The 13,986-nt window shown below is 50.2% G+C and carries 14 protein-coding genes; 7 read left to right on the top strand and 7 right to left on the bottom strand.

Annotated features, from left to right (window positions below; translation table 11 throughout):
• The first annotated feature begins 301 nt into the window (after nt 1–301).
• From arfB to ACLBLI_RS17775, 4 genes are all read left to right on the top strand, one after another.
• Nucleotides 302–715 carry an alternative ribosome rescue aminoacyl-tRNA hydrolase ArfB gene (arfB, locus tag ACLBLI_RS17790; RefSeq protein ID WP_414828868.1) on the top strand — a complete coding sequence of 138 codons (414 nt, stop codon included), beginning with the start codon at nt 302–304 and terminating at the stop codon, nt 713–715.
• 193 nt (nt 716–908) lie between these two features.
• Nucleotides 909–1,199, top strand: a complete 291-nt coding sequence (locus ACLBLI_RS17785) for a hypothetical protein (RefSeq protein WP_414828867.1) — start codon at nt 909–911, stop codon at nt 1,197–1,199.
• A 414-nt stretch (nt 1,200–1,613) separates the two neighbouring features.
• Nucleotides 1,614–2,138, top strand: a complete 525-nt coding sequence (locus ACLBLI_RS17780; protein ID WP_414828866.1) for a CC0125/CC1285 family lipoprotein — start codon at nt 1,614–1,616, stop codon at nt 2,136–2,138.
• A 342-nt stretch (nt 2,139–2,480) separates the two neighbouring features.
• On the top strand, nt 2,481–3,002 hold the full coding sequence (locus ACLBLI_RS17775) for a hypothetical protein (RefSeq protein ID WP_414828865.1): 522 nt from the start codon (nt 2,481–2,483) through the stop codon (nt 3,000–3,002).
• A gap of 131 nt (nt 3,003–3,133) precedes the next feature.
• Here the strand turns inward: ACLBLI_RS17775 and ACLBLI_RS17770 are convergent, their stop codons facing one another.
• Together ACLBLI_RS17770 and ACLBLI_RS17765 are read right to left on the bottom strand one after the other, a co-directional pair.
• Entirely contained in the window at nt 3,134–3,328 is a 195-nt protein-coding gene (locus tag ACLBLI_RS17770) for a DUF3185 family protein (RefSeq protein WP_414828864.1), read from the bottom strand.
• Nucleotides 3,329–3,553: 225 nt separating this feature from the next.
• The gene (locus ACLBLI_RS17765; protein ID WP_414828863.1) at nt 3,554–4,294 is read right to left on the bottom strand and encodes a glucosaminidase domain-containing protein; all 741 of its coding nucleotides are present in this window, start codon (nt 4,292–4,294) and stop codon (nt 3,554–3,556) included.
• A gap of 265 nt (nt 4,295–4,559) precedes the next feature.
• Between ACLBLI_RS17765 and ACLBLI_RS17760 the strand changes: the two genes are divergently transcribed.
• Nucleotides 4,560–5,570: a substrate-binding domain-containing protein gene (locus ACLBLI_RS17760; protein ID WP_414828862.1), complete on the top strand. Its 1,011-nt coding sequence runs from the start codon at nt 4,560–4,562 to the stop codon at nt 5,568–5,570.
• A 14-nt stretch (nt 5,571–5,584) separates the two neighbouring features.
• On the opposite strand, the gene ACLBLI_RS17755 is transcribed toward ACLBLI_RS17760, so the two are convergent.
• Nucleotides 5,585–6,091 (bottom strand): gluconokinase, encoded by a 507-nt coding sequence (locus tag ACLBLI_RS17755; protein ID WP_414828861.1) that lies wholly within the window; start codon nt 6,089–6,091, stop codon nt 5,585–5,587.
• Between the two features lie 210 nt (nt 6,092–6,301).
• Here ACLBLI_RS17755 and ACLBLI_RS17750 point away from each other — a divergent pair, with 210 nt between their 5' ends.
• On the top strand, nt 6,302–7,675 hold the full coding sequence (locus tag ACLBLI_RS17750) for a GntP family permease (protein WP_414828860.1): 1,374 nt from the start codon (nt 6,302–6,304) through the stop codon (nt 7,673–7,675).
• A 431-nt stretch (nt 7,676–8,106) separates the two neighbouring features.
• Here ACLBLI_RS17750 and ACLBLI_RS17745 read toward each other — a convergent pair whose 3' ends face one another.
• The 4 genes from ACLBLI_RS17745 to ACLBLI_RS17730 form a co-directional block, all read right to left on the bottom strand.
• Entirely contained in the window at nt 8,107–10,587 is a 2,481-nt protein-coding gene (locus tag ACLBLI_RS17745; protein ID WP_414828859.1) for a glycoside hydrolase family 9 protein, read from the bottom strand.
• 181 nt (nt 10,588–10,768) lie between these two features.
• On the bottom strand, nt 10,769–11,764 hold the full coding sequence (locus ACLBLI_RS17740) for an aldo/keto reductase (RefSeq protein WP_414828858.1): 996 nt from the start codon (nt 11,762–11,764) through the stop codon (nt 10,769–10,771).
• A gap of 365 nt (nt 11,765–12,129) precedes the next feature.
• Nucleotides 12,130–12,321 carry a CsbD family protein gene (locus ACLBLI_RS17735; RefSeq protein ID WP_414828857.1) on the bottom strand — a complete coding sequence of 64 codons (192 nt, stop codon included), beginning with the start codon at nt 12,319–12,321 and terminating at the stop codon, nt 12,130–12,132.
• Nucleotides 12,322–12,585: 264 nt separating this feature from the next.
• Entirely contained in the window at nt 12,586–13,431 is an 846-nt protein-coding gene (locus tag ACLBLI_RS17730; RefSeq protein ID WP_414828856.1) for a siderophore-interacting protein, read from the bottom strand.
• Here ACLBLI_RS17730 and ACLBLI_RS17725 point away from each other — a divergent pair.
• Nucleotides 13,412–13,672 (top strand): hypothetical protein, encoded by a 261-nt coding sequence (locus tag ACLBLI_RS17725; RefSeq protein ID WP_414828855.1) that lies wholly within the window; start codon nt 13,412–13,414, stop codon nt 13,670–13,672. The two genes, ACLBLI_RS17730 and ACLBLI_RS17725, sit on opposite strands and share 20 nt — an antisense overlap.
• The last annotated feature ends 314 nt before the right edge of the window (nt 13,673–13,986 follow it).

Genomic DNA, 13,986 nt, shown 5'->3' with positions numbered 1-13,986 from the left:
GACTACGGCGTTCTGTTGCGGTTTGCTTTTTGGCAATGCCACGCAACTGACATGTTACAGCCCAGACGCAGACTAGCTGATTGTCGTATTCTTAACGCCGTAGATGCGCGCAGCCGCCATACCACCGCATTAACGAAGGTATTGCGCAACGGAGGTGCTTTGACATGTTCAGAACCGTTGGTACAGTAGAGCCCATGATCATAACAACATGACTTCGCTGTCGCCTTGTTTGTTGGCGTAGCATGTGGTTCAGGTCAGCGAGCTCTCAGATTATAATGCCCCAATCTCGACAGGCCCCATAATGATAGAAATTTCTTCCCGCCTGACTCTGGAAGACAGTGAAGTAGAAATGACCGCAATTCGTGCACAAGGCGCGGGTGGCCAGAACGTCAATAAAGTCAGCAGTGCGATTCATTTGCGCTTCGATGTTAGCGCCTCTTCATTGCCCGAACCGATTAAGCAACGGTTATTGTCCTCGCGTGATACCCGGCTTACCAATGAAGGTGTTTTTGTGCTTAAGGCGCAAAACTTCCGCACTCAGGAACAAAACCGGCTGGACGCTGTTCAACGGTTGGCGGAATGGATCCAGGCGGCAACCAAAGTCCAGAAGAAAAGAAAACCGACGAAGATAAGCAAAGGGGCAAAGGTTCGTCGAAAAGAAAACAAGCAAAAACAGAGCAAGCAAAAGGCGCTGCGCAAAAAAATCGATATGTGATTTTGGTGTCTGTGCGCCGTTTTATACTCGCAATTGTCAAGATAGTGTTAACACGATTCGCGTTTCTGTCGTAATTAACCATTTGGATGAATTTTTAGCGGATCCAGATTGCAGTTAGTATTTACTTACTGCTACAATCTGTCCCGGTTAAGTTCGTGCCAGGAAGGCACATTAATGCAAGGATGTACTCCTCATGAAGCGCGCAAATCTCATTCCTTCAGTGTTGTTCGGGGCTATTCTCGCGTCTATCATTATTACCTCTCCGGAAGCAGAGAATCTGAAATTACCTGTTAGTGCGTTACCACAGGTAGTTGAGTTTTCTGGTAAGGCAAGTCAGCAATCCAGACAACAGCTACAGTCTGTTACCCCTGCGGCAGCCGAACAAAACAATTATACCCCTTACTCGCAAAGCATCGACAGTTACGATGTTGAGACACAGCCAAGCCAGACCCGCCACGGCGTTTTTTCGCTCCAGGCAGGGTAACCCAAAGAACACTTTTTGCTACATAGAGTGCTTTTTTCATTTTCTGAATGACGGACATGTCAAACAGAGAACGCATCGTCAATAACTACCTTTCTCCATTACCATTTCACCGGCCTGTCAAAGCGCGGCGCGGGAAGCATTTAAGATCCTTTTAAAATCACAGTGGCCCTGGAGTTGCCAGTTGCCGGTTCAGCATGAAGCTGAACTGAATCATTGGTTTGGGTGTAAAAAACACAGATTTAGGAAAAGCGGCGTTGGCGTCAGTCAGGCACAATAGTATGTACCTTTACTGTCAGTTGAAGCACCGTGATGGACAAGGCTATGGACGACACAACTATAGTTGCCCCGCCAGACCAGGGTTGGTAGACACAAGTATTCGACAATCCCTGGCAAACTGTGCCAGTACAGGAGTAAATGATGAAGTTGATAACCACGATTGGAATCATAATGTTACTGAGCGGCTGCGCCAGTCAGCCCGACTATCGGGAAGCATCGAAAGGAGGGTTCGGATACTCAGAGTCTAAACTCAGCGACACGCAGTACCGCATTCACTTTAAAGCGCGTGGCAGCGATAAGGCAAAAGCAATGGATTACGCTATGTTGCGGGCTGCGGAAGTCACACTGGAAAATGGATACGATTGGTTTATCGTCAACGACAGGGAAACGTTGGTAGACAAAGAAAGCGTGCAAAGCAGTCCTCAAATGGGATTTAGTCAACGCTACGCAACCGTGCGTGAATGTGGACTGGTGACGTGTCGCACGACGGCATATCCCACAACACAATTTCAAACCGGCATCTTTGTCGGAGGCTCGGACAGAAGCGAGAATGAAAGTATTCTCAGCATTGAGACAGGCAAAGGCACGCGCCCGGACAGCGGCTCAAGTTTTGACGCAAGAAGTGTTAAGGAGAATCTGAAGCCTGAGCAGAATAGCGAGTGATCGTACATGCCGGTCTCACCTGTCGTGAGGCTGGCACATCAAAGCGGCTTGTTTCATCACCCCCCCTTTTTCAGTTATACCACCCATTCTCTGGGTTTTCGGATTGTACCCGTCACAGACCGTAAGGCGAAATTATCCGTAAATTCCCCTTGTCGTCCCGCTGATTCATATTTGTGGTAGTGCCGCTGAGTCAGTCGACAAGCCTGCGCGGCTCTTTCAACCTATAGCCAGCCTGTCAGTCATTGCCAATTGAGTCGCCATAGCGTGCAGCGTATAGTGCATATAGCTGTCCGTAGATCAGCTACCTGGTATGGAATAAACAATCTCGAGGGGAACACCGGGATGAAAGACATTGTATGGGAAATTGCGCTTACCGGCAGTATGGTGTTTATCTCAAGTTTACTCCTGCACTATCTGGCATACCGAAAAGGGCTGCTGAGTGTGTGGCAAGACGATGATGACGACCAGGTGCAAAGTGAAGAGGTGACGGACGAGCAGCGCGAGAATGAATCCAATCCATTGATACAAAAATGGCTGGCCTTTGGCGGGGGGTATTACGGCATCATCGCTTTCGTCAGGCTGCTGATTATCGAATTTAAGCAGTTACAGGACCTGGTGAATAACTGGAAGGGTTTTGAAGCGTTTGCCGGAGGCGTTGATCTGAACAGTATAATTGGGTTAATTGTCAGTGTCTTTTCCGCTCAGTTTCAGACTTTTGCTGCTGCCATATCGTGGCCCGCACATTACATTTCTACCTTTACTGTTTCGCAGTGCGCAGCGTTTATTATTGCCACTTATTTGCTGTATAAAGGCGCGCAGAATCTGGCCTGGGTTCGCAGCAGGCGTGTTGCCGTGCAGCAATAAGCTAAGATACTGGCATTGGTATCTGCGTAAACCTACAGGTTGCTGACGTCCATGAAAGGGATGCTGGTCAGACAAAGCAACAAAAATGCGCAGCATCATTCCTGCTGCGCATTATGACCGATGAGAGCGGGTTATTTCACTTTAAAGATGCCTATCAGGATGCACACCGCTCCCCCTATCATACCCAACCATGCCTCCATCGGCGTATCACCGCTAAATGCTCTTTCTATTTGTGAGGTGGCAGAGTCGTAAACGTCGTATCCCCATATCGCCAGCGCAACCCCAATGATTATCAGAACAATACCAATTACTTTACCCAGGCTCATAAACACTCCTTATTACCGACTACGTCGGAATTTATTGTTAGTCATTAACAATATAGCGCTGTCGTAAACAGATGTCACAGGTAAGTATACCGTTACGAAGAGTGGTTTCTTCTTTGTCTTCGACGCGAGGGTATTACCAGGCCCAAAGTGAGAATGTGCTGTCGAGTCGGAATGGGACTTATAATGGCAACAACGCCGCGTAGCGCGGCGTTGTTAAATCAAACACTAAAGAGTATTTTCGTATTCGTTAAGCTTGTTGTAGAGGATCATCCCCCGAAGCTCTTTTCCATACTCCTCTCCACGTTCCGAATATCGATTCAACCCGTGGGTTAACTTGATCCCCGTGATGGGCTCTTCTCTGACTCTGAGTTGCGAGCGAATGTCTCGCAGTGGTTCATAGGCATTATGTCGGTTAAGGTTGAGCATATAGCTTTCTACGGATTCTGCTGGCGAGTCAAAGGTCGCCACTTCGTGGTTTTTTCCTGTATCCCTGCTGCCAGGCACAATTCCACATCCCTTTTTAAAACACCACTGTCCGAAGAAATTGTTTCCCTCCTGGGCGAACCGGGACGTGCCCCATGCACTTTCGTTGGCTGCCTGCGCCAGTGCCAGCGATACCGGCACAATATCAATGTGCTCAAGCAATACATCACAAACGGAACCGTCAGTCAGGGTCGATTCATCAATACGGTATGTTTCTGCCAGATCGCTAAATGCTGTATAGCTGTCCTCGCCATCATTGCATCTTTTCTCAATCCGATCACGCTGGGCCAGGATATCGGTATTAACTTCTTGCATAATGGGCGCGAAGTAACTGAAAAATGCTTCTTTACGCTCTACGCCGGCCGGGTACTGTGAAAAATCCGGTGGTGCTTCACGGGTAAAAAAGAGGCCCCAGATCACGATAATTGCGACCAGCAGCGCCAGGATCCCACCTACTGCGATGTTGCGGTTTATACCAGACATAACGTCTCCATTGCTTTTTATTAATTCTACTTTCCCAACACACCATAAGTAATTCGTGTCGGTATATGCAAATTAAAGGAAATTAATGTCATGTTGTCGAATGGCGCTGCAAATCAGACGATAAACCCGGAATAGCACGCACCGACGATGCTGTGAGTCAGCCTGTTCTGCGCAGGATCATCGAAGAGAAAGGGGACGCGGATGTCTGTTCTTCTATAAATGTTACATGTAACATCTTGTCAATACATAGCCGCAAGAGAGCCGCATGAAATCGCAACGCCGCGCAACACTGCAGGATATAGCTGATCAACTTGGGATCACGAAAATGACCGTGAGCCGCTATTTGCGAGACCCGCAAAAAGTTGCAGAGAAAACCCGGGCGCGTATTGCGCAGGCTATTGAAACGTCCGGTTATATTCAAAACCGGGTGCCGGCGATGTTGTCGAAGTCGTCCAGTAAGGCTATTGGTATTGTTGTACCTTCACTATCGAATCAGGTATTTGCTGAGTTGGTACAAGGTATCGAGGCGACTACCCGTAAACAGGGGTTCAGTACGCTGATAGCGCATACCGGGTACGACCCGCTGACGGAGGAAGAACAGGTTGCGGTGCTGCTATCCTATCAGGTTGATGGTTTGATTCTTACACAGACTGATCACACGATCCGAACCAGAAAAATGCTTCTCGCCGTCGGGCTACCCGTGGCTGAGACGATGGAGCTACCGGATGAGCCAATTGATATTGCAGTCGGCCTGGATCATGTTGCGGCTGCTACTGCTGCAACCCGGCGCATGATCGAGGCCGGAAGACGAGCAATTGTGTACCTTGCCGCCAGACTGGATACGCGCACGCTGTTGCGACAGCAGGGTTACGAACAGGCAATGAAACACGCCGGTCTTAAACCGGTGACGGTATCCACGTCGGCGCATTCATCTTTCACTACGGGGGCATCGCTTATACAGCAGGCGTTGACTCAATACCCGGAACTGGATGGCGTATTCTGTACCAACGATGACTTGGCTGTGGGCGTGATGCTGCATTGTATGAGTAGCGGAAAGACAGTGCCTGAAGACGTGGCTGTAGTAGGGTACAACGGGCTTGATGTGGGCCAGGCTATGCAGCCGAAACTTACCAGTGTCGTTACGCCCCGTTACCGGATAGGCGAAGTCAGTGCTGACTTGTTAATTCGGCGTATTCACGGTGAAACGCTGCCGGCATCGCACGTGGATGTCGGGTTTTCATTTACCGACGGGGCGACCGACACAATCAACGCCTGAGAGAGGGCACAATCTCATTGTGCAAGGAGGGTGACGGTTTGCGTTACAATTTCTTCAGGCGTTAACGTAACGGGCATGCTGATAACATCTTTCTCATCGTCTTGGGGCCGCTCAAGCGTCGCCAGCTGACTGTCCAGCATATCCACTTTCATAAAGTGCCCCTCACGGTTTTGCATCCGTTTGGCCAGCAGGGCTCTGTCACCATCAAGAAACAGAAAGACACAGTTATCGCAGGCATGACGAATGATATCGCGGTATGCGCGTTTTAGCGCAGAACACACTATCACCGCCGATAACCCCCGCTGCGTGTAATTCGCAGCAGTCTGCGCGATTTGTTGTAACCACGGAAAACGGTCGTCATCGGTCAGTGGCGTCCCAGTCGCCATTTTCTCTACATTTGCGCGGGGATGTAAATTATCGCCATCGATGAAACTAACCCCCAGCGCAGACGACAACTGACTGGCAACGGTGCTTTTCCCTGAGCCGCTAACGCCCATTACTATGATAACGACTGATTTCATGGTCCTCTCCCGTTTTCGGTATCGGCTCAGGTGTTCGCTTATCGGTCAGGACGTAACGATGCCATGAAGCGGCCTGCCGGTGTAAACATCAGGTAAAGAAAATTCGAAAAAGAGGTTTACGTCTACCTGGTAATCGGTACTATGTTACCGGTAACTTTTTGCTTTGTGAATGACCAAGCTCTGGTTCGCAGCAGAAAAAAGGATGTACAGATGGATATATCACAAACATCGGATGCGACACCGCTGTTACTCACCGGGCTGGGCGCACTTATCTGCCTGATCGTGCTGATCATCCGGTTTCGGATCCACGCCTTTGTTGCACTGACGCTGGTAAGCGTGCTGACGGCGCTGGCCGCCGGTATTCATACCGACGAGGTGGTCCCTGTTATGCTTGGCGGGTTTGGCGGTACGCTGGCGGCAGTTGCGTTGCTGGTAGGTTTGGGGAGCATGATTGGTAAGCTTCTTGAGGTAACCGGCGGGGCCCAGGTACTGGCGGATACGCTAATAAGCCGGTTTGGTGAAGACAAAGCCCCTTTGGCATTAGGTATCGCCTCACTATTGTTTGGCTTTCCCATCTTTTTTGATGCCGGGTTGATTGTAATGATACCCATTCTGATGAGTGTGGCTGCGCGCCTGGGCGGCTCGACCCTTACCTATGCCTTTCCTGCTGCCGGGGCTTTCGCAGTTATGCACGCGTTTGTGCCGCCGCACCCGGGCCCGGTGGCAGCTTCTGACTTGCTTGGAGCCGACATAGGGATGCTCCTTCTGCTTGGCCTGCTCGTGGCTATTCCAACCTGGTATATAGGGGCATATCTTTACGGTATTTATGCCGGTAAGCGATTTCAGGTCGACATTCCGGCGTTGTTTTCACACAGTCAGGAACAAAGGTTACCTGGTAATCCGCCCTCTTTTACAACGGTGTTGCTGGTACTGCTTACGCCGGTACTGCTGATTTTTCTGGATACCGGCCTTAACACCTTGCAGGTTGCCGGCGTCATTTCGCAAAATGAACCCTGGGTAGACACGCTGCGCATGCTGGGCAAAACACCGGTAGCGCTGCTGATTACGTTGCTGCTTTGTGTGCTCTTGTTTACGCCCCGGCTGGGAAAAGAGAAAGTCGAATCCTTGTGCAGTGATGCCTTAGGGCCAATCTGTGGTGTGATACTGGTTACCGGTGCAGGCGGCATGTTCGGCGGCGTGTTACGTGCCAGCGGAATCGGCGAAGCATTGGCCGGATTACTGGCAGACACCGGGTTGCCTGTTATTGTGGCGGCGTTTGTGATTAGTACCTGTTTGCGGGTAGCGCAAGGGTCGGCAACCGTTGCGCTAACTACTACGGCGGCGTTAATGGCGCCTATCGTCAGCGTAACGCCGGGTCTGTCTGAGGCCGATTTGTGCTTTATCGTGATTGCGATTGCAGGTGGCGCGACCGTACTGTCGCACTTCAATGATTCCGGGTTTTGGTTAGTGTCGCGGTTGCTTGAAATGGACGAAAAGACGACCCTGAAAACCTGGACGGTAATGGAAACCCTGTTAGGCAGTATCGCGTTTGCTATTGCCACCGTACTGAGTGTCATTTTCTAACGCCGGTTGCGATACTACGGACTGCTATTCAACGCGGCTCCAGAGGTAATTCGGTATGGATAAGACTGACCGGCGGGATTACCTGATAATCGTCAGATGAGTGGCCTCAAATTGCATTCGATTAGGTGGTATTGCCTTATTTACCCTAATCAATACTGTTTACTCCCGTTCCCGAAGCTGTCGCGTTAGAGGATATATCACCCTTTCCCGCACTCGTTGCTGTTGCGTCATAGCCTATAAGGTGCGTTAGGTGTGAGAGTTGGCAGTTAAGGTTATCGTTGGCTTGTTGGCGCATCAGGCGCTCACTGTCATCGGGCAGCTCTCAGGATTGCTCGCAGTCTGCTTTCTCTCCCCCGATGCTTTGCATTGAAAACGAACCCTGCACCGGGTTGACCCCGGTACAGAGTGCATGACGGTAGAAGCTTAACGCCTCACTTTTCCAGTCGGCCGGCAAGTTTCAGCGCCGCATTGACGGTGAAGATGTATGCTCCGCCGAGATTAATCACATACTCATTTTGCCCCCACATAAATGGCCAGTTTTCCATATTCTCTGGCAGATCCGGTTTCAGAATGAGTACGCCCGGGACGATAGCACCGCTGATAAATGAATAATCTGCGCGGTTCATTCCATAGGCGACCTTCTTGGAAACCGTACCGACGTTCGATACAAAAGAAATGTCGGAGTCAGGATGAGTGCCGTAGAGATAATCCAGCGAGCGATAAAGCAGCGCGTCGCTGTATAAGTCCGGGTAAGCGGTGTGCAGGTAATACTGCGTCATCGCCATTTCCAGAATGGTGCCATTGCCGGCCCAGCCGTATTCGGTAATAACCACGCCGAAGGGGTTTTTGCTGGTGGCTTCCTGCAACTGCGGCTGATAGCGCTCAGCGGCTTTGCGAATAGCCTGCTGGTAGGCGTTGTCCATATGTGGCAGTGCGCGGATCGCTAAAACAGCACTGCGTCCGAACGATTCGCTAATATAAGGCAGCAGCGATTGCAGGGCTTTTCTGTATTTGTCGTCACCGGTGCTAATCAGAAGCTCCGTGGCGGCTTTGAGCTTCTCTTCCTGTAAGCCGCCGCCGGTGGTATTCCCAACCTGGAACATGTTCGGCGTCTGGTTGGCTTCCTCATCCCAAGCTGCGATGGCGGTATCAATGCATTCTTTAGCAAGTGTAGGGTTATAATCTGCCAGCGCCCGACTGGCCGCAGCTAACGCCGCCATCGAGCCATAATTAAGTGGCGTAGACTTACTGGTAAAAGCCCAGCGGTCATCAAAAACACCGCTGTAGATTCCGTCCGATTCGGTTTCAGCCATGTCCGGGTTGTATATCAGGTTGTCGGTCATCGTCAGGCCGTCACCCAAGTGAGTGTACTGACTCAGGTCAGGCACAATAATGCCCGGAATAGCGTGTCCTACGGCACGATATTGCGCTAACAGTGCCAGTGTGCCGTGCTCAATTTGTTGCAACAAATCCGGTTTCGTATCGGGTACATGGATGTCGACATACTTTTTCTCATAATCGACAAGGGTTGTGTCACGCTCCAGACCGAACTCTTCCCATACCTGAACCAGCGTGCGTACCGTACGGTATTGTGTTTGCGTGCGAATGTCATAATCGCCGGCATCATACCAGCCGCCTACATTCAGTCCCGGAATATGTTCACCGGGTTGGTACTGGGTGTCTGTAGTGGGCCCCTGCGCATATAAATCAAAGTGCTCGTGATTTACAGGAGCCTGCAGGGCATCGTCCAGATGGGAGGCACCATGCCAGACACGATAGGCCTCGTTAATCAGCATATGATCCATTTGTACGGGGAAAAAATGGTCCAGTGTCGGGTACCAGGCACCATCAAGTACATCAGGTGCAATTGGGAACGCGGCGGTGGTGGTTTGTCCGAAGCGCAACTGATAAAGCCCTTCTGCGGTAATATCTGTGAAATCAAAACTGGCGTATTGATAGCGTGTGTAATCATTTTGCTTTTCCGGCACCGCCGATTTTACCACTTGCAGGGTGCCGTCAGTGGCCACTTTGAGCAATTCGATTTTACTGTCGATAGCAGCGTTTTTATCCAGCTCAATTACCGCGCGTTTGGTTTGTCCTGGCAGGTAGCCCACCTGAGAATGCGCTATTACCGGTGCGCGTTGCCAGTTGTCATCGGTGCTGGCCGTTAGTCGCCAGCTTAAGATTTCGCCTTTCTGACCTTGTGGCAGCATGCCCCGGACCACATACCAGCCGTTTTGCGCTTTAGCGCGGCCGTCATAGAGTGCCAGCTCGCCAGTGGCAGACGTAATAGAAACGCGTTTCTGGCTATCCTCAGGTGCCAGCACCAATTGCTTGCCTTGCGCCAGAGGTTCTGGCTCAAACTCGCCGATAATCTCTTTTACCCCTGTTGGATAAAGCGGGAAAATGCCGGGCTTACCATCGGCAAGAAACGTGGTTTCCTGGTACGTGGCTGGCAAAAACTCCATATTGAATCCGGCTTTCCCGATAAGAGCTTCAGGCAAAGGTTTATCTGTGGAGAGGGAGATTTCAACGCCGTTTTCTATTGGTTTTGCGGCAATAGTGTACTCGAAGTCATACTCAGGATATGCCAGTGTGGCTCGAATGACGCCGGTGTCCTTATCGACCGTGCGCTCTACAAAGGTGGGAATGGGATCCCACTGTTCTGGTGTGGCGCTCAGTCTGACATCGCCGTTAGTGGCGCTGCGTTCGCCAAAATGAATAAGTTCGACGCCACTGATCTTTGAGTCGCCGAACATACCGTTGTACCAGTTGCTGAATACAACAATGTCCAGAGAAGGCTGTGAGAAGTATTCCTTGTCATTGAGTTTTGGGGAAGCGGCCATTGCAGGCGTTAACGATGTTGATACAAGAATGCCGCTAATTGCTGCAGCAGTTAATGATTTAAACACGTAATTTCTCCGGTAAAAATGTTAACCAGAGGTTATCAATCCCGCATACCAATAAAATTACGCTATTGAGTATTGCTATTGCTGATTTTAAACAGACAACAAAGAAAAATAACAATCGGCGCGCTGTACGGCGCCGATTGTGGGTACGCCTTCGTCAGAGAAACTGACGAGAGATGACGTTTTAAATCTGGCAGCGGATAGCAGGCTCAATCTCCTGCAAATAGAAAGCATAAAGCTTGTCATGAAGCGCATCTGGCAGAGGCGCTAAAGATGCGGTACTGGCATTCTGCGTCACCTGTTTCGGTGAACTGGCACCGGGGATGATTGCAGTGACGGCCTCGTGATCCAGGATCCAGCGCATCGCAAACTCTGTCATCGACAGCGATTCTGGCTTGTACGTTGTGAGTTTATCCACCAGTTCCAGGCCTTTCTCAAATTTTATTCCGCTGAAGGTTTCACCGACGCTGAAGGCGTCTCCGTCTTTATTGAAGTTTCGGTGATCGCGCTTGTCAAACTGCGTCTGTTTGGAGAACTTACCTGTCAGCATGCCGCTGGCTAGTGGCAACCGCACGATAATACCCACCTGTTTGGCAACCGCCTCATCGAACAAGTCCGTAACCGGCCGCTGGCGCATAAGATTGAAAATGATCTGAAGAGAGGCAAGATCATCATGCTGCATACAGGTATGCGCTTCTTCCAGTGTTTCTACGCTGGCGCCAAAATGCCTGATGTGGCCTTCCTGCTGGATTTCACGCAGCCAGTCGAAAATATGAGACTGTTGCAACACCTCATGTGGAATACAGTGCAGCTGCAGCAGATCCAGCGTGTCGCGCTGAAGCCTGTCCTGTGCTCGTTTCACAGCATCCCGTAAGTCATTCAGGCTGTAACCATCCGGGTAAGTCCCTTCACCTCTGCCATATTTTGTGGCGATAACCGCGTCGGGTGCAAGGGTGGAAAGCGTTTCCCCCAAATAGCGTTCACTCTGGCCATCGCCGTAGACATCGGCAGTATCAAAAAAGGTGATGCCATCATCGACGGCCTGCTTAATAATGGCCGTTGCGGTAGCCTCATCAATAGGACCAAAATCGCCACCCAATTGCCAACAACCCAGACCAACTTCACTGAGTTTAAGAGTTGTTCCGCCCAGTGACCGTGTGGGTATTGTTTTGTCTGACATGCTTACTCCTGCAATATTTTTTATGAGTTCGTGGAGACGTGAATAATGCGACAAGCGAGATGCTTGCACGCTGTCTTTAGGCACACAGGGTATACGGCATTGCGACGCTTTTTGATTTGCGTGGCCGCGCCTGTCCTCACAATGAACAGAAAGGGTAGCAATATGTGGTTTTGCCGGAATACCGTTTTTTTGTTTTCTGGTTAATGATTTCTTTGCATCGCGTCTTTGAACATCCGTCACCGCAGGTTCTGCGGTTGCTACAAAGCTGAAACGCCTCTCGAGTGGTAAATTGCTGAGGGCAAAGAAAGGCAGACAAAAAAATAGCTGCCAGTGGCAGCTATTTTTGTCAGAACAGGCGACAGTGCTTAGTTGAAGAAACTGTCTACTTCGCGCTCTGCTTCATCACGGCTTTTACCGTAATTTTTCTGAATTTTGCCAACAAGTTCCTCTCGACGACCATCGATTACATCCAGGTCATCGTCAGTCAGTTTGCCCCACTGCTGCTGAACTTTGCCTTTCATTTCTTTCCAATTACCTTCAATACGGTCGTTATTCATGATTTCCTCCTTAGAAAACAAAGAGCATTACATGCTCGTCACTATTAACAGGAGCAAACGCTGTTCCAGATAAAAATGCATGCAGAAGATGGCAGGTAACGATTTGAATTGATGGCTAATTTTAAGAACCAAGCCTGGCTCGCATCACATCGCTGGTTAAACTTTCTCTGTCGATCCGTGCACAATTTACAGTCGTTTTTTCACATTTTTCACTTTAGACGTCGCGTTAGGTACCGGTTGCTCATTGTTTTCGCCGTGAACGCCTTATTCAACACTTACCTTTGTATTCACTGCATTGAGAATAGCTAAATCACGCCGCTTATCTGCTTTGTGCTGCTCTTCGCTTCGTCCGCGACGCCAGTAGCTGCTGACATACAGGAAGTCATTCGGGAGGCCCTTTTCTACCTTGAAGAAAGCCCGGAGACGTCGCATCAGGCTAAATTCGCAGGCAATCCAGACGAAGGGCTGTCCTGGTCGCCAGGCAACCTCACTAACCTTTTCAGCAAAGTCATCAGCGCCTTCTACCAGCCAGTGCACGGCGATGCCGGGAGGGTGTTTCACGCTAATAATATCGTCTTGGTGTGGTATCTGGATAAAGGCATCGCCGTTGGCGGTTTCAGGTAAGCTCTCAAGATGACTGGCTATCGCTGGCAACGATGTTAGATCGCCAGCGAATAGCAGCCAGTCGTGTGCAGGATGTAGCGGTTTTATTGAGCCAGGTCCGCGAATAAGAATTTGTTCCCCTATTTTTACCTGCTGCGCCCATCGTGCACCGGGACCTGCATTGTTTTCATGGATCGCGATGTCAATGTCGAGCAGGCATTGCTGTGGCTGACATTGACGGATCGTGTAGGTTCTGAGTTGTGGCCTGTGGGATAGTACGTCGTTGCCAGTAATTGGTGCGCCGTCACTGTCGAAGAGCAGTTTTATGTAGCTTCCTGGTGCAAGTCCGGTCAGACCCCGAACCGCTTTTCCGCCCAGCGTAACTCGTTGCACACTGGCAGATAACCTCACAGAGCGTTGCACCGTTAGGGGAAACGCGTTGCCTTTTGAAGGGAGTAGCCTTCTTTTTGCCGCAAAAATAGATGTAATGAAGGGTATTTTTATCATTCAGACGCGCTCCTTTACGTCGTTCTCAGTTAACGCAGCACAACAAGTGGCGCTAACGATGTTCACTGACTCTGTATTCACTGCGCTGACTGCTGACAGGCGTCCAACATTACTTTCATCATCTGTGCCAAGTCATCGTCTGTTTCTGCTCTTTGTCGGTCGCGCTGATGCAAACCTGCTGGCAGAAGCCAGGCCGAGCCACGGCATTTGGGATTATCTTATTGTCGGTTCCCCGTTCTGACGGGCAAAAAAGGACGAGAAAAGGCATCGCTTGCAGACACTGTCCTATAAACGTATTCATCGGCACCCCGTGTTCATTCGATAGGCACACACGGTTATGCATGACGTCGGTATCTGTCGGTAATGTGATACGAAAACTGTCATCTCAGAGGGGGAATAGTCACATGGGTGCGGACAAGCGAATTAAAAAAAAGGGGCCGAAGCCCCTGGAGGTTGAAGAACCACAACATGGAAAACACTTTTGGAGACGTAAGCCAGCTGGTGAAGTTGGCTTATGTACTGATTAATTTATACCCGTAAGAAAGAATATTCCGC

The sequence above is a fragment of the Alteromonas sp. H39 genome (assembly GCF_047556435.1).
In the GTDB taxonomy this organism is placed as follows: Bacteria; Pseudomonadota; Gammaproteobacteria; order Enterobacterales; family Alteromonadaceae; genus Alteromonas.
The sequence above is the reverse complement of the archived record's forward strand: the minus strand, read 5'-3'. Positions and strand labels throughout refer to the sequence as shown.